Genomic DNA, 23,226 nt, shown 5'->3' on the forward strand with positions numbered 1-23,226 from the left:
ATGATTTCCGTCCTTATTTTCCATTTGGCAGCCATTTCCTGTGACCTTGTTGTCATAAACAACATATAAGCACGCGAGACGGCTTTTTCATTTATGGCGAATTTGTAACAAACGCAAAAAAAAGCCACTGCCCTCTTAATTAGAGGCAGTGGCTTGTGGGTATTCGCTTAACGCCAAACGCTTTTGACGATGTTTGTCTGGTTGCGGTCCGGCCCGACAGAGAAAATCGAGATTTGGACATCGGTCAATTGCGAGATGCGCTCCAAGTAATGGCGCGCGTTTTCCGGCAATTCATCCAATGATTTGCACGATGTTACGTCTTCAGACCAGCCTGGCATTTCTTCGTAGACCGGTTCGCAGTCTGCGAGCATGCGCAAGTTCGCCGGGTATTCCGTGATCAATTCGCCTTTGTAACGGTAAGCTGTACAGATTTTCACCGTATCAAGCCCCGTCAAGACGTCGATCGAGTTGACAGTCAAATCCGTCAATCCGCTGACGCGGCGTGCGTGGCGGACGACGACGCTGTCGAACCAGCCGATGCGGCGCGGACGGCCTGTCGTTGTGCCGAATTCCTTGCCGACTGTGCGGATCTTATCGCCGATGTCATCGAATAATTCCGTTGGGAACGGGCCATCGCCGACGCGTGATGTGTAGGCTTTGCAGACGCCGATGACGTGGGAAATATTCGTCGGGCCTACTCCTGCGCCAATCGTTACCCCGCCCGCTACCGGGTTGGATGACGTGACGAACGGATAGGTGCCTTGGTCGATATCGAGCATGACGCCTTGTGCGCCTTCGAACAATACGCGGCGGCCGGCATCAAATGCATCGTTCAGCACTTTCGATGTGTCGGTCACATATTGTGCGATTTCCTGTCCGTATTGATAATACTCTTCCATGATCTCCTCGACCGTGAAGCCGTCTGTTTCATAGAATTTCTCGAACATGCGGTTTTTCTCTTTCAAGTTCATGCGCAATTTCTCTTCGAACACGACGTGGTCCAGCAAATCTGCGATGCGGATCCCGACACGTGCCGCTTTGTCCATATACGCAGGCCCGATGCCTTTTCCGGTCGTACCGATCTTGTTGGCGCCGCGGCGCGCTTCTTCCACTTCATCTTGCTTGATGTGGTAAGGCAAAATGACGTGTGCGCGGTTTGAAATGCGCAAGTTCTCCGTCGTCACCCCGCGGTCGTGAAGGCCTTTCAGCTCTTGCACAAGCGCTTTCGGGTCAACGACCATGCCGTTGCCGATGACCGATGTTTTATCTTTATAAAAAATCCCCGATGGAATCAAATGCAATTTATACGTTTCGCCGCCAAAAATGATTGTGTGGCCGGCGTTATTGCCGCCTTGGTAACGCGCGATTACTTCTGCGTGTTCCGACAGAAAATCCGTGATTTTCCCTTTTCCTTCGTCTCCCCATTGCGTTCCTACTACTACGACTGATGTCATCGTCCGCACCTCCGTTAGGCTTGTCGCCCTGTTTCAAACAGTCTTTATTGTACCAATAGAGCGCCGCGGCGTCAATATGAAACCAAAGAAAACACGAACATCGAAATGCATGTCTGCATTTAATGTTCGTGTTTAATAGTTGTGCTAGAAATCGCCGCCGCCTTCTTGGTCAGCCCAATCGATGGTGACGAACTTATTGTATTCCTTCACAAACGCCAGCTTAACGGTGCCGGTCGGGCCGTTCCGCTGCTTGGCGATAATGATTTCAATCATGTTCTGATCTTCGGTTTCTTTATCGTAATAATCTTCGCGGTATAAAAACGATACGATATCGGCATCTTGCTCAATCGATCCGGATTCACGCAAATCGGACATCATCGGCCGTTTGTCTTGCCGCTGCTCAACCCCACGGGATAGCTGCGACAAGGCGATGACCGGGACTTCGAGTTCACGCGCCAGCCCTTTCAAAGAACGGGAAATATCGGATACTTCCTGCTGGCGGTTTTCGCCGGCTTTGCCGGGTCCTTGGATCAGTTGCAAATAATCGATCATGATCATGCCAAGGCCGTATTCCTGCTTGAGACGGCGGCATTTCGCGCGGATATCGTTGACGCGGATACCCGGCGTATCATCGATGAAAATGCCGGCATTCGATAAACTGCCCATCGCCATCGTCAGCTTGCGCCAGTCTTCATTTTGGAGCGCGCCTGTCCGCATGACTTGGGCGTCGATATTGCCTTCTGCACAGAGCATCCGCATGACGAGCTGCTCTGCACCCATCTCCAAACTGAAGATCGCGACATTTTCTTCGGTCTTCGTCGCAACGTTTTGCGCGACGTTGAGCGCGAAGGCTGTCTTACCAACGGACGGGCGGGCGGCAACGATGATTAAATCGTTGCGCTGGAAACCCGCTGTCACTTTGTCCAAATCGCGGAAACCGGTCGGAATGCCGGTGACATCGCCTTTACGCGTATGCAAAAGCTCGATATTGTCGTAAGTTTTCACCAATACATCTTTGATATGGATAAAGTCGCCCGCATTTTTGCGGCTCGACACTTCCATCATTTTCTTCTCCGCTTCCGCAAGCAAAGCTTCCACTTCGTCTTCACGCGTAAAGCCGTCTTCGACGATCGTGGTGGCCACTCGGATGAGGCGGCGCAATAAGGCTTTCTCTTCTACAATGTGGGCGTAATGCCCAACGTTGGCGGCTGTCGGCACCGCGTTGGCGATCTCGGTCAAATACGATAAGCCGCCGACATCTTCCAGCTCTTTCTTGACCGATAGCTCTTCTGTCACCGTGACCAAGTCCACCGCTTTGCCGCGATCCGTCAAATCGATCATCGTCTGGAAAATCTTCTGATGGGCGACGCGGTAGAAATCTTCCGGCATGACGATTTCCGCTACGGAAACAAGTGCCTGTGGCTCCAGGAAAATGGCCCCGATAACGGATTGCTCAGCTTCCTGGTTATGCGGCGGGACGCGGTCGATCGATTCGTTCATATCTATTCCCCTTACGCTTCTTCAGTAACGTGTACACGCAATGTCGCGGTTACGTCGTGATGCAATTTCACCGGCACATTCGTGTAGCCGAGCGCGCGAATGGCGTCGTCGAGCTCCATTTTGCGCTTGTCGATTTTATGGCCATGGGTCTTTTCAAGTTCTTTCGCTATTTGCTTGGTCGTGATCGAGCCGAACAAGCGCCCGTCATCACCGGATTTCGCTGTCAGTTCAATCGTTAAAGCTTCAAGTTTTTCTTTCAGCTCTTTCGCTTCATCCAACTCTTGCTCCGCTTCTTTTTCCTGTTTCTTCTGCTGTCCGGCAAGTTTGCTCATCGCTGCCTGGTCCGCTTCCACTGCCAAGTTGTTCTTCAGCAGGAAGTTGTTCGCGTAGCCGTCCGCCACGTTTTTGATATCGCCTTTTTTTCCTACATTTTTTACGTCTTTCAAGAAAATCACTTTCATTCTTCAGATCCCCCTCTATCATTTTCGTATAATACGGCCTTCAATTGCCCGACCGCTTCTTCAATGCTTGCATCCGGCATTTGCGTGGCTGCATTCGTTAAATGGCCGCCGCCGCCGAGATTTTCCATCACGACCTGTACATTGACTTCACCGAGCGAACGGGCACTGATGCCGACGCCGCCTTCTGTCCGCTCTGCGATAACGAATGATGCATTGACGTCTTTCATCGTCAGCAGGATATCCGCCGTCTGGGCGATCAGCACGGGGCTGTAGATACGCCCTGGCTCGCCTTTTGCGATGGCGATGCCGTCGCCGACAAATTCCACACTCTGGACGATTTTCGCCCGCTCGATGTACGTATCGAGGTCTTCTTTCAATAATCGCTGCACGAGCACAGTATCGGCACCGTTCGAGCGCAAATAAGATGCCGCTTCAAAGGTCCTTGCACCGGTGCGCAGCGTAAAGCTTTTCGTGTCGACGATGATCCCGGCGAGCATCGCTGTCGCTTCGAGCATCGTCAATTTTTCGTGTTTCGGCTGGTATTCGATCAATTCGGTCACCAGCTCAGCTGTAGACGAGGCGTACGGCTCCATATAGACGAGCATCGTATTGGTGATGAATTCCTCGCCTCTTCTGTGATGGTCGATCAGGACGACACGCTCCATGCGCTGAAGCAGGCGTTCATCGATGACCATCGACGGTTTGTGCGTATCGACCACGACGAGCAGTGAATGCTCGGTCATTTCCGATAATGCCTCTTCCGGGGTAATGAAACGCTCGAACAAGTCCGGATCGCTTTCGATCTCTTCCATCAAGCGCATGACACTGCGGTCGTATTCGTCGAAGTCGATGACGATGCGGCCTTTGACGCGGTTCATTTCCGCCATTTTGGCAACGCCGACCGCGGCGCCAATCGAGTCCATATCGGGCATTTTATGACCCATGACAAAGACTTGGTCGCTTTCCTGGATCAAATCGCGCAGCGCATGCGAAATGACGCGTGCGCGCACCCTCGTGCGTTTTTCGACCGGGTTTGTTTTGCCCCCGTAGAACTTGACCTTGCCGCTCGGATGCTTGATCGCCACTTGGTCGCCGCCGCGCCCGAGCACCAAATCCAGCCCCGATTGCGCCATGGCGCCCAGTTCGATCAAGGAAGCGGAACCCGCTCCGACCCCGATGCTCAATGTCAGCGCCATATTGTCTTTCGCTGTTACTTCCCGGATGTCATCGAGCACTGTGAACTTGGTTTCTTCCAATTGCTTCAAGATGGATTCATTGAACACTGCCATAAAGCGGTCCGATGAAATCCGTTTCACGAAAATGCCGTTATCGGTCCCCCATCGGTTGATCAAGGACGTCACCAGGCTATTTAAATTACTGCGCACCTGATCGTCCATCCCTTGTGATAATTCATCGTAATTATCGATGAACAGGATGCCGATGACGGTCCGGTCCGCATGATACAAAGTTTCAATCTCCACTTGCTCGGTAATATCGAACAAATAGAACAAGCGGTCATCTGCCCGGTAGTAGACGCGGTATTTGCGGCCGCCAAGCGACATGACCATTTCATTCGATTCGGCAGATTTGACCAATTGGTTAAATTCTTCCGTCAAGCTGTAAACCGATTCACCGATCAGCGTCTCGTAATCGAGTGCCGAGGTGATATAGGGGTTGGCCCATTCGATTTGCTGATTTTCATTGACCAGCAAAATCCCGATCGGCATCTCGAGCAATGCTTCCTCGCCGACTTTTTTCATCCGGTAGGACAGCGTTTCGATATGCTTTTCGGTCTCTTCATAGTTGCGTTTCTCCAGTACCCACGCCGAGGTGATCGCCGCCCCGTAAAGGATGGCGAAAATGCCCGCGCCCCATTCAGACCAAAGGGAGATGAGGATCACAGCGGCCATGCCAAGAGCCAGCAATGCCAGCAATGGGTATCTTAGATTACGTTTCCTGAAAAAAGCCGACATTTCTCTTCAGCTCCTTACTTTCCTTTAGACTCGTGCGCCCGCTTGATCCAGCCCCGGATGTCGAAGCCGAGATCCAAAATCCCGATGATGCTCGTAAACGACTGCAAAGGAAATGCCAGAACCGTCACAACAACCATCACCCAGCGGGGCCAGCCCTCTTGGTGGATATAGAAATGATAGAACGATACCCCCTGCAAGAACAACAGGAACTGCAAAAGCATCGAGGCATTGGCGAAAATCAAATAAGCCATGGTCCCTTGCTCGAAATCCGACAGCAAGGACACCAAAATGACGATCAAATAATACCACAGCACGCTTTTCGGCAAGCGCATCTCGCGGAACGGCGGGAATTTCGGCACTTCGATTCCAAGCCGTTTCAAAATCGGCAACAGAATCAACAACAAGATCCACACCGTCGTAAATACCGACAAAATCAATAGCGTCGGCAGCAAGGTCTCGAAGGTCAGCATGAACTGCGCCACAAGCTCCTCGTATTCTTGCGTCGATTCCGATCCGAGGCGCTCCAGCCACGTACCGGCCTGTTCATACGAACTGCGCATCGTCGCCATGAATTCTTCCAGGAAATTAATTCCTAAAAAGGCGATAGCTGCCACATATTGCAACATCAATGATAGCAGCAAGACGATGCTCGCGCCCATGAACATGAACAATTTACTTTTTTTATAATGGATCGACAGCCCAATCATGAGCCCTAGCGGAATGTGGATCAACGCCAAAGGCAATGACAGCAATCCGCCGATCAGAAAGCTTAACACGACCCCGACCACTGCGACCAGCGCCGACGCCTTTGCCGGATACTTGGCGCTATACCAAGCAATCGGCAATGCCAAAAACAGGGTACTGATTAAACTCAGCACCGGTACATATACAGAAATAGCCAATAGGACGGCAAACAGCGCCGTCATCATGGCTCCATTCGTCAACTGACGTGTCTTTTGGTTAGGCATATCTGCGTTTTTCATCTTCTTTCGGGTTTATTTCATCCGTATAATTGTACCATGATTCAAGCCCCCGAACAAAAAAGGGAGGTTGCCTCACTGTACACCTATCGCCCCGTTTCGAGAAGGAAAAAGTTCGCGCCCTCCGGCAATGGCTGCCTATAGAAAATCATTATCGCTGATTTACCGGCGGATGGAAATAGTCGATGAAAATAAAGTGTAGGAATCGCTTTTTCGAAAAATATATAACAAGATAGCGAGAGTTTGCTTGTCGAACTGTTTCAGCATTCTATTTAAGCTTCATCTTGTTATTCGCCACCCTGCTTTGGGTTGGCCTCTGGCAGTAAGCCAAGAAGAACACTTGTCTTACTGCTTCGGCTCACCCTTTTACGCTGGGCGGCTGAGTGATTTCTTTGAGTCGAGTGCGTTTAAGTAGATCTGCTTCTTTATTTAGTTGCCGGCTAGCGGGGAAATCACTTCCCGGGATGAAGCGTCTGGCACGTTGGTGGATTAGAACTAACTAGCCTCTCTACATCAAAGATAACTTCAGCTGAAAAACAGGAAGCATTTCTACATTTTCTGTCGAGTGAACAGAAAAAAATTCCTTCCCCTCTAAAACTGGAGACGGAGTGAAAGGGGGCTGACGCCTGTGGGACCGCGCGGGCTGGCGAGACAAACGTGGCGCGCGCTTTGCGGCACGTTGGCTCAACACCCGCCCCACGGCAAGCAGCCCCCTGCAACGAAGTCGAAAAGCAGAAGCTTTTCCACTCACTTCTTTTCACTTCTTTTCACTTCTTTTCACTTCTTTTCACTTCTCTAGCATCAAGTACAAGCTTTTTGCGGCGTAATCTTAGTTTTTTAATCTAGTCAACTTCCCAAAGCATATAAAAAAGAGGCCGGTTTCCCGGCCTCTTTGGACAATCTTATTTTTCTTCCGCTACGAACGGTAGAAGTGCCATGATACGAGCGCGTTTAACTGCAATCGTCAAACGACGTTGCCATTTAGCGCTTGTGCCCGTAACACGACGTGGCAAAATTTTGCCTCGCTCAGAAATGAATTTCTTAAGCAAATCAGTGTCTTTGTAGTCGATGCGTGTAATGTTGTTTGAAGTGAAATAACAAACCTTTTTACGCTTCTTGCCTCCGCGACGTGGTGCCATATCGAATTACCTCCCTCATTTTCAGATTTTCTATTCGCTGATGGACGCCTGGTTTAGAACGGCAGATCGTCGTCCGAAACTTCGATCTTCCCGCTTCCGCTTGAAAACGGATCGTCATCTACACGAGTATTGTTTTGCTGACTTGGACTAGACGGTTGGTTCTGTTGATAAGACGGCTGCTGTCCATACGAGCGATCGTTTGAACGATCCCCAGATCCGGAGTTGGCGCTTTTCGGTTCAAGGAATTGAACGCTGTCCGCCACCACTTCCGTCGTATAAACGCGCTTGCCATCTTGACCCTCGTAGCTGCCAGTCTGAATGCGGCCTTCGACACCGGCGAGACTCCCTTTTTTGAGGAAATTCGCTGTGTTTTCAGCCTGCTTGCGCCAAACGGTACAATTGATAAAATCTGCTTCGCGTTCACCTTGCGCATTGGAGAATGTCCGGTTTACAGCAAGTGTAAAACGAGCCACCGCCGCTCCGCTTGGCGTGTAACGAAGATCAGGATCTTTTGTCAGTCTTCCGACCAATACAACCCGGTTGATCATCAGAATTCAACCTCCTTTTTCAAGTCGTGTATTATCTGTATTCCGCTTATCTTATACGTCTAGGCGTACAGCGATGTGGCGGATAATGTCTTCATTGATGTTCGCAAGACGTGTAAACTCGTTGATAGCTTCAGTTCCAGCGTTCGCTTTCACGATCTGGTAGAAACCTTCTTTGAAATCATTGATTTCATAAGCCAAACGGCGTTTACCCCATTCTTTCGACTCGATGATTTCCGCACCGTTTGAAGTTAGGATTTCGCTGAAACGCTCAACTAGCGCTTTCTTAGCGTCCTCTTCAATGTTCGGGCGTACAATGTACATTACTTCATATTCTCTCATCGTATTGTCACCTCCTTATGGACTTGGGCCCTGCTGTTTCCAGCGGGCAAGGAGCAAGCAATCATAAATATTACTCACATCAATATATTGTAGCATACGCTGAGGCTTCCGGCAAGCTGTAATTTAGGCTATACTGGGAGCATCAAAATTCGGGATGTGTTGCCAATGGAACCGCATAAAGTCATCGATTTGAACCTGGAAGAAATTGCACCAAAAGCGCTATGGTTCAATATCGTGCTCGTCGTCGCCTTTGCGCTCGCCTATCAGCTGTTCCGCGAGCCGCTATCTTTCGGCTTTTCGCTGTTCGGCATTCTTTATTTCTTGGGCGGTTATGCGTTATTGATCGTGCTGCATGAATTATTCCATTTGATCGGCTTTGTCGCCTTCGGTAAAGTGCCGATTTCGTCGCTTCAATACGGCCTCAATTTAAAATTGGGTATCGCTTATGCGACGAGCAACCGCCCCGTGAAAAACCGGGCGATGCGTGCTGTGTTGCTGCTGCCGTTCTGGATGACGGCTGTGTTGCCAAGCATCATCGGCTTTTGGACCGGCGACCAAGTGCTGGTCTTGCTCGGCGCCATGCTGACGGCCGGCGCGTTCGGCGACTTCCTCATGTACCGGGAATTGCGCAAAGAGCCGAATGATGCGTGGATATTGGACGATCCAAATCTCCCCCGTCTCCACGTCTATTCCAGCTATCCGCCCCTTGATGAATGAATGGCAGGATCCCACAAATAAAAAAAGGCGCAGCAGTGTTAAAGAAGTGTATTAATTTAGTTATGAATCAAAATGACGGCATCTTTTCGACATTCAAAAATCAATGACCTATCTAAGTATTTGGAGAAGCGTTCGCTCGTAAAACCTTCTGCCCAATAATGCTGCGCATTACTTCGCAAAGATAATGTCTCACGTAGTTCGACTTTATCTTTCCTGCGGGAGCAGCGAAGCGACGTTGAGAGACCCAGCAGGCAATGGATATGTGAAGCTTTGGCTGAGCATATTCATTTGCGACGCATCTGCTATGCAGATGTGAGAGCACACGGTTTTCGTAGCGGCTGAGGAGGCTCGATTCCCGCCCGCGGAAAGCGAGCGATAAGCTTCGGAAAATACCACTTCTTAACTTTTTCGAAAAACCAAAAGAAGGCACAGCAAATTCCCTGCTGTGCCTTCTTTTTAATTTTCATCTCGCAAACGACCGTTCCACATCCCATACGCCTTCCGGGATATATTCCTTCAACAACCGCTCCGCTTTCGCCGTATAGACAATTGCTTGCTTTGTGCCGCGTTGGGTTTCGACCTCGATCGTCAGGCGGTCATACATGTCCGTTTTTGCGTTCCCCGAATAATCTTCCAGGTCGTTGATGGCCGGCCATAAGACATCCGGAATGTCGTAAAGCTCCCCGTGGATAGTATCGTCCCCTGATAAAGCGAGCGCCGGATAGCCGAGTCCCGTATCATACAAGCTTCCTGAAATTGTTACGTGTTCTGCCACCAAATCCGCTTCTTCCAGATAAAAATGGTATTTGCCGCCTCTTTTCAAGGTGCCATATGCGAATAAATACATTCGTTTCCCTCCTCATAAAAAACCGGATGCTCAAAAAGCACCCGGTTCGGTATTCTTTTCCAGCCGCCAATCCGTTGTTAACTTGTTTCCATGGCAATGACTGACAATAAACTATTAGGCGTAAGCCTTATACATTAAATCTGAAGAGCATGACATCGCCGTCTTTGACGATGTATTCCTTGCCTTCTTGGCGCACTTTTCCGGCTTCTTTCGCCGCTGCCATCGAACCGGCTTCCACCAATTCTTCATAAGCGACGGTTTCTGCGCGGATAAAGCCGCGTTCGAAATCGGAGTGGATGATGCCCGCACATTGCGGAGCTTTCATGCCTTTTTTGAACGTCCATGCACGCACTTCCTGCACGCCGGCAGTGAAGTAAGTGGCAAGTCCGAGCAAGTTATAAGCGGCTTTGACCAATTGATCAAGCCCTGACTCTTCGATGCCGAGCTCTTCGAGGAACATTTCTTTCTCTTCGTCGTCAAGCTCTGCCATTTCCTCTTCGATCTTCGCACACACGACAATCACGTCGGAATCATGGCCAGCTGCGTAATCGCGCACTTGCTGGACATATTCGTTGCTCGCTGCATCGGCAATTTCATCTTCCGATACGTTCGCTACATAAAGCATTGGCTTGAGCGTCAACAAGTTCAAGCCTTTTGCGATTTTCAGCTCGTCTTCCGTGAAGTCGATCGAACGGGCCAATTCGCCGTTTTCGAAAGCTTCGCGAAGTTTCGCCAATACCGGCTCTTCTGCAACAGCATCTTTGTCTTTTTGCTTCAACAGCTTGGCGTTGCGGCTAATGCGTTTTTCGATGCTTTCCATATCCGCAAGCACCAACTCCAAGTTGATGACTTCGATATCAGAAACCGGATCAACTCCGCCCGATACGTGCGTGATGTTGTCATCAGCAAAACAGCGCACCACTTGTGTGATGGCATCCACTTCGCGGATATGGGCAAGGAATTTATTCCCGAGCCCTTCCCCTTTGCTGGCGCCTTTGACGATGCCGGCAATGTCGGTGAATTCGAACGCTGTCGGGATGGTCTTTTTCGGTTCGACCAATTCCGTCAGTTTATCGAGGCGCTCATCAGGCACTTCGACGATGCCGACGTTTGGATCTATCGTACAGAACGGGTAGTTCGCCGCTTCGGCGCCCGCTTTCGTAATAGCGTTGAATAATGTGGATTTCCCCACGTTTGGTAATCCTACAATCCCTGCAGTTAATGCCAAAGGATTCACGACCTTTCTTTTTCGCTCACAAATTTTGCAACCATTCCATTATAGAAAGAGGAGGCGGAAATGTCCATTGTTCATTCCGCCTCGGCCTTCACCAATACTTTTTTCATTTTTTTATTGAACTCTGCCCGCGGCAGCATGACGCTGTGCTGGCAGCCTTCGCATTTGATGCGGATGTCGGCGCCCATGCGGATAATTTTCCAGGCATTCGCTCCGCACGGATGCCCTTTTTTCATCTCGACAATATCATGTAACCCAAATTCCTTCATTTCCATGGCTGCGTCCCTCCATCATTTATTCGCATTCATTGCTGCCGCATCACCCGGCTCACGATGCATGACCACCATGCGAGGATAAGGCAATTCGACGCCGCGCTGATCGAGAAATTCTTTCAAATCACGGCGCATTCGGCGGGAGACGGCGAAATGCTGCATTGGCAAGGTTTCAGCCGTCAAGCGCATAACCACTTCCGTCGCTGTCATATTTTGTACGCCGAGCAGTTCGGCCGGGCTTATGACTTCTTCATAAGTAGGCTGCACCGTTTCCAAAAACTCCAAGATTAGCCGTTCCACTTTCGCCAAATCGGAATCGTGCGAAACGCTCAGGTCCACGACCGCAATCGAATTGTGGAGCGAGAAATTGACGACTTCTGTGACTGTGCCGTTCGGGAAGATGAACAACTCACCGGTCCACGCTTGCACTTTCGTCGTCCGCAAACCGATTTCCTGGACTGTCCCTTCGGCTTGGTTGATGCGGACATAATCGCCCACTGAAAATTGGTCTTCAAAAATGATGAAGAAGCCGGTGATGACATCGCGCACCAAGTTCTGTGCGCCGAAGCCGACAGCGAGGCCGACTACCCCGGCACCGGCGATAATCCCGCTGATGTTGACCGAGAACGCTGCGAGTATGGCGACGAGCGCCATAAATCCAATGACATATGTAACGATATTTTCCAATAGCTTCGACAAAGTCTGATGACGGCGGCCATTCGTTTTGATCGGCCCTCTTAAACGGACCGAAAACGACTTACGGATGATGATCCGCATGACACGCGTCAATATATAGGCACCGACAGCGATTAATACGACACGCAGCGCCGTTCCGGAAATGTCTAACCACATTTCCTCATCCAGCAGCTTCGTCGTCATCTGATTGACAAATCTCTCAACAACGCTTCTTTCAAAAAACACGTCTACACCTTCTTTAGTTACTTACATCAGATTGAATTTAAACACGGCCGTGACAAGAAACGCAACTACAATGATCCCCGGCAATAAGTTTGCTACACGGATCTTCACAATCCCCATCAAATTAAGCCCGATCGCTGCAATCATGACCCCGCCGGTCGCCGTCATTTCGGTGATGAACAAGTCGAGCGCCGCTTCCGGGATGAGCAGGCTAATCTGCGTTGCGAACAAAGCGATCAAGCCCTGATACACGAATACCGGAATCGCCGATAGCATGACACCGATTCCGAGCGTCGAGGCGAGAATGATCGACGTAAACCCATCAATGATGCCTTTCGAGACGAGAACGCCGTGTTCGTTGCTGAGGCCGCTCTCCAATGCGCCGATAATGCCCATCGCGCCGATGACAAAAATCAGCGTCGCGGTGACAAATCCTTGCGCCAGGCTGCCCTGGCTTTCTTTCGTGCCAAGCATCCGTTCAATCCAACGGCCGAATGCATTCAGTTTGTCTTCAAGCCGCGCCCACTCGCCGATCACCGTACCGAGCACCAGGCTGATGATGACGATGACGAAATTCTGGCTCTCGAAGCCCATTTGCAAGCCCAACACGACGACCACAAGCCCAATGACATACATGACCGTCTCTTTCATCCTGTCGGGAATATTGCGCAATGCCCGCCCGATCAGTGTTCCTATGACAATTAAAAGCGCGTTGACCAATGTTCCCCAAAGAACCATATTCGAGCTCCTTCCTCCCCGTGCTTCGGAATGTGCAGAGCGCCCTGCTCTTCTCCCTCTTTTTTCGGGTTTTAAAAGCCGGCGTTGCCATTACGTAAGATCCATTCTCGTTGCGACGGCTTTCTCCCGCTTCAAAGAAACGCCTATTTTCCGTCTCCGGAAAATAGGCCGTTTTCATACCGATGTAACGGTTCATTTGGATAAACCCGCCACGAGCGCAAAAAGCGCCTTGTGCCGGTTGAAATATTATTTCAGCAAATCGAGGATCCGTTCCAAATCATCTTCTGAGAAAAACTCGATTTCGATCTTGCCTTTGTTCTTCTGTTTTTTGATCTGTACATTCGTGCCGAAACGGTCACGCAGCTCAGATTGTTTTTCTTCTATAAAGATATCCTTTTTCTTTTCCGGTGTTTCACGTGGAACATTGTCGTTTAACCGTTGCACCAGGTTCTCCAGCTGACGGACATTCAATCCTTCTTTGACTGCCTTTTGCGCCGTCTCGGAAATATCCTTTTTGCTGCGCAAACCGAGCAAGGTACGCCCATGCCCCATCGACAGCTTTTTCTCCGAAATGAGCTCGCGCACGTCTTTCGGCAAGGTCAATAAGCGGATATGGTTGGTGATATGCGGGCGGCTTTTGCCAAGCCGGAACGCCAATTGCTCTTGCGTCAAATTCAATGTATCCATCAGTTTCTGGTAGGCTTCCGCTTCTTCGATCGGCGTCAAATCCTCGCGCTGCAAGTTTTCGAGAATCGCCAATTCCATCATCTGCTGTTCATTGAAATCTTTGACGATGGCTGGAACTTCTTTCAATTTGCACAGTTTTGCCGCACGGAAGCGGCGTTCTCCGACGACCAGTTCGAATTTTGCGCCTTTTTTCCGCACGACGACTGGCTGCAGGATGCCGTGCTCGCGAATCGATTCGGCGAGTTCTTCAAGTGCTTGCTGGTCGAATACTTTGCGCGGCTGATGCGGGTTTTCTTTAATATCGGTCAATTTAATTTGCATCACTTTATCCGTTTCGTTGACCGTTTCTCCTGGAAACAATGCGTTGATGCCTTTTCCCAATCCTTTAGCCATTACGAATCACTTCCTTCGCCAATTCTAGATAAACTTCTGCGCCTCTGGACTTCGGATCATAGATGATGATTGGCTCTCCGTGACTCGGGGCCTCGCTCAAGCGGACATTGCGCGGAACCACGGTGTCATACACTTTGTCCTGGAAGTATTTCTTCACTTCTTCGATGACTTGCATGCCCAGATTGGTCCGTGCATCGTACATCGTCAATAGCACGCCGTCTATCATCAGATCGTGGTTCAAGTGTTTTTGGACCAAGCGGACGGTACTCAATAATTGGCTTAAACCTTCTAGAGCATAATATTCACATTGTACTGGAATAATAATTCCGTCTGAAGCAGTTAACGAATTCAAGGTCAGTAGGCCCAGCGATGGCGGACAGTCGATGATGATGTAATCGTATAAGTCCTTTACTTCTGCCAAGGCATTTTTCAGCCGTGCTTCGCGCGAAATAGTCGAAACCAACTCAATTTCCGCACCGGCAAGTGAAATCGTCGCCGGCACCACATGAAGGTTTTCAACTTTCGTCTCCATGATCGTGTCTTTGACATCCACATCGTCAATGAGAATTTCATAGATGCATTGATCGACATCGCCTTTATTGACGCCGACGCCACTCGTCGCATTGCCTTGTGGATCGATATCTATTAACAGCACTTTCTTGCCTAAGTATGCAAGACAGGCGCTTAAATTAACTGATGAAGTTGTTTTTCCTACACCGCCCTTTTGATTGGCGATGGCAATCGTTCTACCCACACGTGCACCAACTTTCTTCGATACTGTCTTTATTTTACTGCGGAAATGCCTCTATGGCTATCCGCGACAGCTTCCATTTCTATATTGTATCAAATTTCCTGTTTCATAGAGATAAATCTGCCAAAAAAAGCCCTTTCCTCAACGGAAAGAGCGATTATGGACGTTTTTTCGGAATTTTCACGGTGATTTGGTAGTAATCCTCGTGTTCTTCCTCTTTTGTATCCAGTTTAATGCCGCTTTTTTTGACCATCGACAACGACTCTTTGATGGTATTCATCGCGATGCGCATATCCCGGCTGACAGCTTTCCGGCGTTTCTTAGGCTTTTTCGGCGCTTCTTCCGTCAGGCTTTTGATACGTTCTTCCAGCTCTTTGACGTTGAGCCCTTCTTCCAATAGCTGTTCAAGCAAGTGCTGCTGGAGTTCAAGGTCTTTTACCGGCAATAAAGCACGGGCATGGCGTTCAGTGATGCTCCGTGTAAGCAATGCTTGCTGGACGGCTTCCGGCAGCTTTAACAGCCTCAGTTTATTGGCGACAGCTGACTGGCTTTTACCAAGCCGCTGCGCCAAGGCTTCCTGGGTGATTTCCTGGATTTGCAGCAAATTGGAATAGGCATGCGCTTCTTCAATCGCCGTCAATTCCTCGCGCTGGAGGTTTTCGATCAACGCGATCGACGCTGTTTCTTTATCGCTCAATTGGCGAACAATCGCCGGAACTTCCTCCCAGCCGAGAGACGTCATCGCACGGAAGCGCCGTTCCCCTGCAATGATTTCATAAAAACCGTCCTGCTGCGAATCTCTGACGACGATCGGCTGGATGACGCCGTGGACGTGGATCGTCCGGGCCAACTCTTCGATTTTCTCCTCGTCAAAAACGGTTCGCGGCTGGAATTGGTTGGCATGGATCTTAGCCAGCGGTATTTTCACCACTTCTTCAGAAGCATGGCTTGAAGCTTCTGCTGTTGTTGCATCATTTTCTTTATCTCCGCCTCCGAAAAGACGGGCAAAAGGACTTTTCATGCTCAGCCACCACCTTATTAAAAACTTGCTCTTGTTGTTTCATTCCAAAGACGCGTCTGTAGTTCCTTATGTTCCACGTGAAACATTAGCTGATTGGCGATTTATTCGGCATGCCCGCTTTTCTCGGATATTTCTTCGGCGTTGCTTTGAATTTCCGGAACACTTGGATATGGCGTTCGCTTTCCTCTACCGGCAAAAGGAATGAATGCACAGATTCTTGCTTCACTCCAAGCACTTTGAGTGCCTTATCCGCATCTTTCAGTTCATCGGGCGCGGATGCAGCTTTCATTGCGGCAAACGCCCCTCCCTGCTTGACGAGCGGCACACAAAGCTCAGCTAGCACAGAGAGTCTTGCTACAGCGCGGGCGGTTACGATATCGTAGCTTTCGCGGTGCTGTGACTGGCCAAAATCTTCTGCGCGCGAGTGGACGAAAGAAACTTTGTCCAACCCTAGGGCTTCACTCAAATGATTCAAGAATTGGATTCGTTTGTTCAATGAATCGACGATCGTCACTTCGATATGCGGGAAGCAGATTTTTAGCGGGATGCTCGGGAAGCCAGCCCCTGCCCCGACGTCGCATAATGACAGCGGCTTGGTGAAATCCATGTAAAAGGCGGCACTGATGGAATCATAGAAATGTTTTAAATAGACATCTTCCTGCTCCGTGATGGCCGTCAAATTCATTTTCTCGTTCCATTCGACGAGTTCCTTGTAATAGATGCGGAATTGTTCCAACTGGCGATCGGAAAGGTCGATGCCTTGTTGTTTCAATGCTTGCGCAAATTGCTGTTCGTTCACTGTATGTCCCCCCCTCACCTGTCTCACCGCACATTTGCGGGAGCGGGATTAGCGTTTTTATGTAAAAGCAAATGGGCTGGCGGATACCAGCCCATTTCGAGTTCTGTTATGTGCTGGCGGCCATGCCGCCCAGTGAGCTCAAATCCCAACTAGACTTTTGCGATTCTTCCTTGTTCAATATACACCAATAAAATCGAAATGTCAGCAGGGTTGACGCCAGAAATGCGTGTCGCTTGCGCAATCGATAGCGGCTGCACTTCTTTCAGTTTGCCGCGCGCTTCCGTCGCAAGCCCTGAAATGGCATCGTAATCGATGTTTTCCGGAATCTTTTTATTTTCCATCTTCTTCAGCTTGTCGACTTGAAGAAGAGATTTTTCGATATAGCCTTCGTATTTCACATGGATCTCGACTTGCTCTTTCACTTCGTCGCTGAGCGCGATGTCGGATTCAGTCAAGGACGCGATCATGTCGTAATTCATCTCTGGGCGCTTCAACAGGTCAGCTGCGCGAATGCCGTCTTTCAGCTCGCTGCCTCCTGCATTGCGGATGGCTTCTTGCGTTTGTTCATTCGGCTTGATGATGATGCCGCGCAGGCGCTTGATCTCTTCTTCGATATGGTCTTTTTTCTCAAGAAAACGTGCATAACGCTCTTCTGTAATCATGCCGAGCTGATAGCCGAGTTCCGTCAAACGCAAGTCTGCGTTATCGTGGCGCAGCAATAAGCGATATTCGGCACGAGATGTCAACAAGCGGTATGGCTCGCTTGTGCCTTTAGTGACCAAATCGTCGATCAAGACACCGATATAGGCATCAGAACGGCTGAGGATGACTTCTTCTTTGCCAAGCACTTTCGCCGCGGCGTTAATGCCAGCCATCAGCCCCTGCCCCGCCGCTTCTTCGTAGCCGGACGTGCCGTTGATCTGTCCTGCTGTATAAAGGTTGGTGATTTGTTTGGATTCCAGTGTCGGCCATAATTGCGTCGGCACGATGGCATCGTATTCGATGGCATAGCCTGAACGCATCATATCAGCCTTCTCAAGCCCTGGAATCGATTCAAGCAGCTTGCGCTGAACGTGTTCCGGCAAACTCGTAGAAAGGCCTTGTACGTAAACCTCACGCGTTGAGCGTCCTTCCGGCTCGAGGAAGATTTGATGGCGCGGCTTGTCGCTGAAGCGGACGATTTTGTCTTCGATCGATGGGCAATAACGCGGCCCTGTGCCTTTTGCCATGCCGGAATACATTGGCGACAAATGCAAATTCTCATCGATGATCTGATGCGTTTCGCTCGTCGTATACGTCAGCCAGCACGGCATTTGGTCCATGATGAATTCCGTTGTTTCAAAGCTGAACGCACGCGGCACATCGTCTCCCGGCTGGATTTCCGTTTTCGAGTAGTCGATGCTGTTGCTATTGATGCGCGGCGGTGTGCCGGTCTTGAAACGCACCGTCTCAAAGCCGAGCTGCTCCAGATTTTCCGCGAGTTTAATGGACGGCTGCTGGTGGTTCGGGCCGCTTGAGTAACGCAAGTCGCCGATGATGATTTCGCCGCGCAGGAACGTACCGGTCGTGATGACCACCGTTTCCGCGCGGTAAATGCCGCCTACTTGTGTAATGAGGCCTTTGACTTCCCCATCTTCAACGATCAACTCTTCCGCAATGCCTTGGTGGAGTGTCAGGTTTTCCTGCTCTTCCATCAAGCGCTTCATTTCCTGCTGGTAAAGCACTTTATCAGCTTGTGCACGCAATGCGCGGACAGCCGGCCCTTTGGCGGTATTGAGCATTCTCATTTGAATATGCGTTTTATCGATGACGCGGCCCATAGCCCCGCCCATTGCATCTATTTCACGTACCACGATGCCTTTTGCCGGCCCGCCGATGGACGGGTTGCATGGCATAAAGGCGATCATATCGAGATTCATCGTCAACACAAGCGTTTTAGCGCCCATGCGTGCAGAAGCGAGTGCCGCTTCCGCTCCGGCATGGCCTGCGCCTACGACGATGACATCGAACGTGCCTGCTTCGTATTGTGGCATGTTCGTTCAGTCCCTTCAAAAATTTATTTTCCTAGGCAAAATTGCGAGAATAATTGATTCAATAAACCGTCATCTGCCGTATCGCCGATGATCTCACCGAGAATTTCCCATGTACGGGTCACATCGATTTGGATCATATCGACCGGCACGTCCATTTCGGCGGCTGAAATCGCATCCGAAATCGTTTGATGCGCTTGGTGCAAGAGTGAAATATGGCGCACGTTGGAAACATAGGTCATGTCCCCTGCCTCGATTTCCCCTTCAAAGAACAATTCGGCGATTGCTTCTTCGAGCTGGTCGATGCCTTCTTCTTCAATTAAAGAAGTCGTCACGAGGCGTTTGTCGCTGGTCAATTCCTTCACTTGATCCAAGTCGATCTGTTGCGGCAAATCGGTCTTGTTGATGACGACGATATAATTCATGTCGCGGACCGCTTCGAATAATAAGAGGTCTTCTTCGGTCAATTTCTCTGCGTAATTCAATACGTAGAGAATCAAATCGGCTTCTTTTAACACTTTGCGCGATCGTTCGACGCCGATCCGTTCGACAATATCTTCTGTTTCCCGGATGCCTGCCGTATCAACGAGACGCAGTGGCACGCCGCGGACATTGACATATTCTTCGATGATGTCGCGCGTCGTGCCGGCGATTTCCGTGACAATGGCTTTATTTTCCTGGACTAAGCTGTTCAATAGCGACGATTTCCCGACATTCGGGCGGCCGATGATGACGGTCGATAAGCCTTCCCGTAAAATCTTGCCTTGCTGGGAAGTTTGGAGCAATTTAGCGATTTCCGATTGCACCCATTGCGCTTTTTCAAGCATCATCGGACGCGTCATTTCTTCCACATCGTCATATTCGGGATAATCGATGTTCACTTCCATCTGTGCGATCGATTCCAATAGTGCCTGGCGCAGCGAACTGATGAGACGCGACAAGCGCCCTTCCATCTGCGTCAGGGCGACGTCCATGGCACGGTCCGTTTTCGCGCGGATCAAGTCCATCACGGCCTCTGCCTGGGATAGATCGATGCGTCCGTTAAGGAATGCGCGCTTGGTGAATTCACCTGGCTCTGCAAGCCGTGCACCCGCTCTTAGGGCGAGTGACAGTACACGATTGACCGATACGATGCCGCCGTGGCAATTAATTTCCACGACATCTTCACGGGTAAATGTTTTTGGTGCTCTCATCAATGCGACCATTACTTCCTCCGCCGTTTCTTTCGTCGCGGGGTCTTCGATATGGCCGTAATGGATGGTATGGCTCGCCTGTTCAGCGAGCGCTTTAGCAGACGGCGCACGGAACAAACGGTCTGCGATGGCTACCGCTTCCGGCCCGCTCAAACGGACGATGGCGATAGCCCCTTCACCGCTTGGCGTGGAAATCGCGGCGATCGTATCGAATTCCATCATGATGCTGTTTCCTCCTCTTGCAATAAAATACTAAAGGCAAACAAATTAAGTTTGCCCACAGCATGCTTTTATGGGTTAAAACAGTTGTCCACATGTGGACAACTGTCAAAATACGCGTGGCTGTACAACGTACAACAATAACACAAAATGCATGAAATCAAAAGATACAGCGCTCGATTTTGGTATTTTTTTCAGGTTCACTCGCAAATATGATATGCATAAATATACAATCGTGGAATTGCTGCTTCTCTGTTCTTTCCATAAAAAATGCCCGCTGGCGTCATATAAATGACGCCAACGGGCATTTTCTTCTATTATTTATGCGGTTCGATGACCAAATAGCGGTTCGGATCTTTTCCTTCCGAATACGTGTCGATATCCAGCCGACGCGACAGCGCCTGATGGATAACTTTCCGCTCATAGGACGGCATCGGTTCGAACTGGACACGGTTTCCAGTGCGGATCGCTTTGTCCGCCATCCGATCCGCCAATTGTTCCAATGTTTCCTGGCGGCGTTTCCGGTAATTTTCGGCATCCAACTCGACAATCATGAATTGTTCAGCGTGGCGATTCGCCACCAATTGCGCCAATTGCTGAAGCGAATTCAAGGTCTGCCCTCTTTTGCCGATGAGCATCGCCACTTTTTCGCTTTCCAATTTAAAACGCACCGTTTTGCCTTGTTTTTCATGCGCAACGGTCAAATCGTCGATCTTCATGCCTTTTGCAACATCTCTTAGATAGGTTTTCGTTTCTTCAATCGCTTTGTCATTCGATGGTTTCATTGCAGGTTCTGCAGCAGATCCACCGAAATCCGGTTCTTCTCCCTCTTCTACTGGAGCTGACGGCATCTCTGCCGCAATCTCTTGTTCAGAAGGTTTGGCGTTATCCGCTTCCGGCGTTTTTTCCGTCTGTTGCGGCGCCTTTTCAGTTTCTGGCTGCCCCGATTCCATCACTGTGACTTCAACTTCCGCATCTTTAGCACCGAATCCGAAAAACCCCTTTTTTCCTTCTTCGATAACGCGGACCGTCACTTCATTCCGTGATTTCTTCAGTTTTTCCAACGCATTTTCAATCGCTTGTTCAACCGTTTTCCCCGTTTGTGTAAGATGCTTCACTTTTTAGCCCCTCCTGTTTTCGTTTTAACAGGCTGTTGCACTTCTTTCTTTTCCCATGGACGGTAAATGAACATGTTTTGGATCAGCGAGATGATGTTCCCGATTACCCAGTAAAGCGTCAATGCGGATGGCAAGATGATCCCGAACCCGGCAATCATGACCGGCATGAAATACATCATCGCCTTCATTTGCGGGTTGTCCATCGCAGGGCCCGTGCGCAGAACGATCAATTGCATGACACCGGCTGTAACGGCCAGGATAATGCTTGGTTCTGCCAGCGGGAAAATCAAAAATGTGCCAAGATCGATTTCAGGCGTTGCATTCATGCGGCTGATCGCGTGATAGAAACCGATCAGAATCGGCATCTGGATGACGATCGGCAAACAGCCGGCCATCGGGTTGACGCCTTTTTCCTGGAACATTGCCATCATTTCCTGCTGGTATTTCTGCTGGGTGACGGCGTCTTTCGATTTATACTTCTCTTTTAACTTAGCCAGCTCAGGCTGGATTTCCTGCATGCGTTTCGAACTTTTCGTCTGCTTGATCATCAATGGCAATAAAGCCAAACGGATGAGAATCGTTACTGCGATAATCCCGAATCCATAAGTACCTAAGAAATCCTTAAAGAATACGATGATCGATACTAACGGCCAAACGACAAACTCATTCCAAAACCCTTCGCTTTGGTCGCTGATCGGCTGGTCAAACTCCATACAGCCCGACAATAAGAGGGCAACAGCCACCAAGGCGAAGAGCAATCCTGTTCTCTTCTTCACTTTGCTTCCTCCAAACTCTATTCAATTACTTCCTATAGTAACATCCGGATCGATCCGGTATCTACTTCTTCGGCAAAGCGCGTGCAATCTTCAGCACATGCTCCAGGCTTTTCTTGCTTTCGTGAAAATCTAAATTGGCCGCCTGTGGTCGGGCGATGATAATGTAATCCGCGTTTGGCAGGAGATCATCCTTCAATTCCAAGAAGGCTTGGCGGATATAGCGCTTGACGCGGTTTCTAGCGACCGCATTGCCGACTTTCTTGCTGACAGACAGGCCCAGGCGAAATTCGTCCTGCTCGCCTTTCAGCAAATAGACGATGAATTGCCGATTCGCAAATGATTTTCCTTTTTTGAAAACGCGCTGAAACTCCGTATTCTTCTTGATCCGCTGCTGCTTATTCATTCTTTCACCTGCTACTTGCTTATTTTGACGCATTTTCGCTCAAATTCGGCGAAAAAGAAAAAAAGACCACTGATGCGGTCAGTGGACTTTAAGCTGATAGTACTTTTCTTCCTTTACGGCGACGGGCAGCGATAACGCGACGTCCGTTCTTTGTGCTCATGCGTGCTCTGAAGCCGTGCACTTTGCTGTGTTTGCGTTTATTTGGTTGGTATGTGCGCAATGTCATGACCTTACACCTCCTATATAAAAGTTAACTATTTTCTAAAGACAGTCTCGACTATTATAAGGGCGCTAGCTTGTCCGTGTCAATCATTTCTTTTAAATGCAAGAGATCCGCCAGACAATCCAAAAAGGAAAGTTATACACAATCGGGGAGGATCTACAGTTAACTTCCTGTGACCTCATTTTTTGCGAATTTGATTTATCCACATGCCTTATCGACAGGTTTTTCACATAAGAACTGCCTGTGGATATCAAAAATGTGCACAAACGCCGCCATGTGGATAAGTGAAAGAAATGCTTGTAATGTCTATCGTTTTTTGATAACATTGTTTTGTTTTCACTTGTTAACAATTTCTATCCCGAAATAGTTATCCACATATTGTGGGTAAGGTGTGGATAGTTTTCCCCAAGCCTGTTTATAGATCTTATCCACAGGCTGTGGTTTTGTGTATGGTATACTGTAAAAAATCTTTACATATAAAGGAGATACGCTA

24 protein-coding genes are annotated in these 23,226 nt (G+C 49.5%); 1 reads left to right on the top strand and 23 read right to left on the bottom strand.

Going from position 1 to position 23,226, the window contains the following annotated elements; genetic code table 11:
* Nucleotides 1-167: 167 nt before the first annotated feature.
* From M1Q06_RS16570 to rpsF, 8 genes are all read right to left on the bottom strand, one after another.
* Nucleotides 168-1,454: an adenylosuccinate synthase gene (locus tag M1Q06_RS16570; RefSeq protein ID WP_101192089.1), complete on the bottom strand. Its 1,287-nt coding sequence runs from the start codon at nt 1,452-1,454 to the stop codon at nt 168-170.
* A gap of 144 nt (nt 1,455-1,598) precedes the next feature.
* Entirely contained in the window at nt 1,599-2,954 is a 1,356-nt protein-coding gene (dnaB, locus tag M1Q06_RS16575; protein WP_058382286.1) for a replicative DNA helicase, read from the bottom strand.
* Nucleotides 2,955-2,965: 11 nt separating this feature from the next.
* Nucleotides 2,966-3,415, bottom strand: coding sequence for a 50S ribosomal protein L9 (gene rplI / locus M1Q06_RS16580; RefSeq protein WP_121299388.1), 450 nt, complete (start codon nt 3,413-3,415; stop codon nt 2,966-2,968).
* Entirely contained in the window at nt 3,412-5,388 is a 1,977-nt protein-coding gene (locus M1Q06_RS16585; RefSeq protein ID WP_434400836.1) for a DHH family phosphoesterase, read from the bottom strand. Before M1Q06_RS16585 ends, rplI begins: the two co-directional genes overlap by 4 nt.
* 14 nt (nt 5,389-5,402) lie before the next feature.
* Nucleotides 5,403-6,356 (bottom strand): YybS family protein, encoded by a 954-nt coding sequence (locus tag M1Q06_RS16590; RefSeq protein WP_404466994.1) that lies wholly within the window; start codon nt 6,354-6,356, stop codon nt 5,403-5,405.
* Between the two features lie 914 nt (nt 6,357-7,270).
* Nucleotides 7,271-7,507 (bottom strand): 30S ribosomal protein S18, encoded by a 237-nt coding sequence (rpsR, locus tag M1Q06_RS16595; protein ID WP_058382282.1) that lies wholly within the window; start codon nt 7,505-7,507, stop codon nt 7,271-7,273.
* Nucleotides 7,508-7,560: 53 nt separating this feature from the next.
* Nucleotides 7,561-8,055 (bottom strand): single-stranded DNA-binding protein, encoded by a 495-nt coding sequence (ssb, locus tag M1Q06_RS16600; protein WP_058382281.1) that lies wholly within the window; start codon nt 8,053-8,055, stop codon nt 7,561-7,563.
* A gap of 51 nt (nt 8,056-8,106) precedes the next feature.
* Nucleotides 8,107-8,394, bottom strand: a complete 288-nt coding sequence (rpsF, locus tag M1Q06_RS16605; protein WP_058382280.1) for a 30S ribosomal protein S6 — start codon at nt 8,392-8,394, stop codon at nt 8,107-8,109.
* Between the two features lie 165 nt (nt 8,395-8,559).
* On the opposite strand from rpsF, the gene M1Q06_RS16610 reads away from it, so the two are divergent.
* Nucleotides 8,560-9,111 carry a DUF3267 domain-containing protein gene (locus M1Q06_RS16610; protein WP_434400839.1) on the top strand — a complete coding sequence of 184 codons (552 nt, stop codon included), beginning with the start codon at nt 8,560-8,562 and terminating at the stop codon, nt 9,109-9,111.
* Between the two features lie 463 nt (nt 9,112-9,574).
* Here M1Q06_RS16610 and M1Q06_RS16615 read toward each other — a convergent pair whose 3' ends face one another.
* From M1Q06_RS16615 to rpmH, 15 genes are all read right to left on the bottom strand, one after another.
* Nucleotides 9,575-9,958, bottom strand: coding sequence for a gamma-glutamylcyclotransferase family protein (locus tag M1Q06_RS16615; protein ID WP_121299397.1), 384 nt, complete (start codon nt 9,956-9,958; stop codon nt 9,575-9,577).
* 127 nt (nt 9,959-10,085) lie between these two features.
* Nucleotides 10,086-11,186 carry a redox-regulated ATPase YchF gene (ychF, locus tag M1Q06_RS16620; protein WP_434400842.1) on the bottom strand — a complete coding sequence of 367 codons (1,101 nt, stop codon included), beginning with the start codon at nt 11,184-11,186 and terminating at the stop codon, nt 10,086-10,088.
* A gap of 80 nt (nt 11,187-11,266) precedes the next feature.
* Nucleotides 11,267-11,467, bottom strand: a complete 201-nt coding sequence (locus M1Q06_RS16625) for a DUF951 domain-containing protein (protein WP_058382277.1) — start codon at nt 11,465-11,467, stop codon at nt 11,267-11,269.
* A 15-nt stretch (nt 11,468-11,482) separates the two neighbouring features.
* Nucleotides 11,483-12,385, bottom strand: a complete 903-nt coding sequence (locus tag M1Q06_RS16630) for a mechanosensitive ion channel family protein (protein ID WP_241663065.1) — start codon at nt 12,383-12,385, stop codon at nt 11,483-11,485.
* Nucleotides 12,386-12,406: 21 nt separating this feature from the next.
* Complete coding sequence (locus M1Q06_RS16635; protein WP_434400844.1) at nt 12,407-13,120, bottom strand: DUF554 domain-containing protein; 714 nt, start codon at nt 13,118-13,120, stop codon at nt 12,407-12,409.
* A 246-nt stretch (nt 13,121-13,366) separates the two neighbouring features.
* Complete coding sequence (locus M1Q06_RS16640; RefSeq protein WP_434400846.1) at nt 13,367-14,200, bottom strand: ParB/RepB/Spo0J family partition protein; 834 nt, start codon at nt 14,198-14,200, stop codon at nt 13,367-13,369.
* A complete protein-coding gene (locus tag M1Q06_RS16645; RefSeq protein ID WP_068459477.1) occupies nt 14,193-14,954 on the bottom strand; it encodes a ParA family protein in 762 nt (253 codons plus the stop codon). The genes M1Q06_RS16640 and M1Q06_RS16645 overlap by 8 nt, the downstream gene beginning before the upstream one ends.
* A gap of 154 nt (nt 14,955-15,108) precedes the next feature.
* Complete coding sequence (gene noc / locus M1Q06_RS16650; protein WP_434400848.1) at nt 15,109-15,972, bottom strand: nucleoid occlusion protein; 864 nt, start codon at nt 15,970-15,972, stop codon at nt 15,109-15,111.
* A gap of 85 nt (nt 15,973-16,057) precedes the next feature.
* Nucleotides 16,058-16,771, bottom strand: a complete 714-nt coding sequence (rsmG, locus tag M1Q06_RS16655) for a 16S rRNA (guanine(527)-N(7))-methyltransferase RsmG (protein ID WP_434400850.1) — start codon at nt 16,769-16,771, stop codon at nt 16,058-16,060.
* Between the two features lie 149 nt (nt 16,772-16,920).
* Nucleotides 16,921-18,804 (bottom strand): tRNA uridine-5-carboxymethylaminomethyl(34) synthesis enzyme MnmG, encoded by a 1,884-nt coding sequence (gene mnmG / locus M1Q06_RS16660; RefSeq protein WP_121299403.1) that lies wholly within the window; start codon nt 18,802-18,804, stop codon nt 16,921-16,923.
* 23 nt (nt 18,805-18,827) lie between these two features.
* Entirely contained in the window at nt 18,828-20,213 is a 1,386-nt protein-coding gene (gene mnmE / locus M1Q06_RS16665) for a tRNA uridine-5-carboxymethylaminomethyl(34) synthesis GTPase MnmE (protein WP_434402918.1), read from the bottom strand.
* 317 nt (nt 20,214-20,530) lie between these two features.
* Nucleotides 20,531-21,331, bottom strand: coding sequence for an RNA-binding cell elongation regulator Jag/EloR (gene jag / locus M1Q06_RS16670; RefSeq protein ID WP_434400852.1), 801 nt, complete (start codon nt 21,329-21,331; stop codon nt 20,531-20,533).
* On the bottom strand, nt 21,328-22,107 hold the full coding sequence (gene yidC / locus M1Q06_RS16675) for a membrane protein insertase YidC (protein ID WP_058382269.1): 780 nt from the start codon (nt 22,105-22,107) through the stop codon (nt 21,328-21,330). Before yidC ends, jag begins: the two co-directional genes overlap by 4 nt.
* A 61-nt stretch (nt 22,108-22,168) precedes the next feature.
* Nucleotides 22,169-22,510, bottom strand: a complete 342-nt coding sequence (rnpA, locus tag M1Q06_RS16680) for a ribonuclease P protein component (RefSeq protein ID WP_058382268.1) — start codon at nt 22,508-22,510, stop codon at nt 22,169-22,171.
* A gap of 88 nt (nt 22,511-22,598) precedes the next feature.
* On the bottom strand, nt 22,599-22,736 hold the full coding sequence (rpmH, locus tag M1Q06_RS16685; RefSeq protein ID WP_033544046.1) for a 50S ribosomal protein L34: 138 nt from the start codon (nt 22,734-22,736) through the stop codon (nt 22,599-22,601).
* Nucleotides 22,737-23,226: the final 490 nt, after the last annotated feature.

Origin of the sequence: Planococcus sp. 11815, from assembly GCF_051096385.1 — a bacterium.
Taxonomy (GTDB): domain Bacteria; phylum Bacillota; class Bacilli; order Bacillales_A; family Planococcaceae; genus Planococcus; species Planococcus citreus.

Bases quoted from the DNA above. Each gene is read 5' to 3' on its own strand.
- mnmG (WP_121299403.1), bottom strand. From the start codon at position 18,804: ATGCCACAATACGAAGCAGGCACGTTCGATGTCATCGTCGTAGGCGCA.
- rplI (WP_121299388.1), bottom strand. From the start codon at position 3,415: ATGAAAGTGATTTTCTTGAAAGACGTAAAAAATGTAGGAAAAAAAGGC.
- M1Q06_RS16585 (WP_434400836.1), bottom strand. From the start codon at position 5,388: ATGTCGGCTTTTTTCAGGAAACGTAATCTAAGATACCCATTGCTGGCA.
- rpsF (WP_058382280.1), bottom strand. From the start codon at position 8,394: ATGAGAGAATATGAAGTAATGTACATTGTACGCCCGAACATTGAAGAG.
- M1Q06_RS16570 (WP_101192089.1), bottom strand. From the start codon at position 1,454: ATGACATCAGTCGTAGTAGTAGGAACGCAATGGGGAGACGAAGGAAAA.
- M1Q06_RS16610 (WP_434400839.1), top strand. From the start codon at position 8,560: ATGGAACCGCATAAAGTCATCGATTTGAACCTGGAAGAAATTGCACCA.
- M1Q06_RS16615 (WP_121299397.1), bottom strand. From the start codon at position 9,958: ATGTATTTATTCGCATATGGCACCTTGAAAAGAGGCGGCAAATACCAT.
- M1Q06_RS16635 (WP_434400844.1), bottom strand. From the start codon at position 13,120: ATGGTTCTTTGGGGAACATTGGTCAACGCGCTTTTAATTGTCATAGGA.
- rpmH (WP_033544046.1), bottom strand. From the start codon at position 22,736: ATGACATTGCGCACATACCAACCAAATAAACGCAAACACAGCAAAGTG.
- M1Q06_RS16625 (WP_058382277.1), bottom strand. From the start codon at position 11,467: ATGGAAATGAAGGAATTTGGGTTACATGATATTGTCGAGATGAAAAAA.
- dnaB (WP_058382286.1), bottom strand. From the start codon at position 2,954: ATGAACGAATCGATCGACCGCGTCCCGCCGCATAACCAGGAAGCTGAG.
- M1Q06_RS16640 (WP_434400846.1), bottom strand. From the start codon at position 14,200: ATGGCTAAAGGATTGGGAAAAGGCATCAACGCATTGTTTCCAGGAGAA.
- ssb (WP_058382281.1), bottom strand. From the start codon at position 8,055: ATGATCAACCGGGTTGTATTGGTCGGAAGACTGACAAAAGATCCTGAT.
- rnpA (WP_058382268.1), bottom strand. From the start codon at position 22,510: ATGAATAAGCAGCAGCGGATCAAGAAGAATACGGAGTTTCAGCGCGTT.
- M1Q06_RS16590 (WP_404466994.1), bottom strand. From the start codon at position 6,356: ATGCCTAACCAAAAGACACGTCAGTTGACGAATGGAGCCATGATGACG.
- noc (WP_434400848.1), bottom strand. From the start codon at position 15,972: ATGAAAAGTCCTTTTGCCCGTCTTTTCGGAGGCGGAGATAAAGAAAAT.
- rpsR (WP_058382282.1), bottom strand. From the start codon at position 7,507: ATGGCACCACGTCGCGGAGGCAAGAAGCGTAAAAAGGTTTGTTATTTC.
- mnmE (WP_434402918.1), bottom strand. From the start codon at position 20,213: ATGGAATTCGATACGATCGCCGCGATTTCCACGCCAAGCGGTGAAGGG.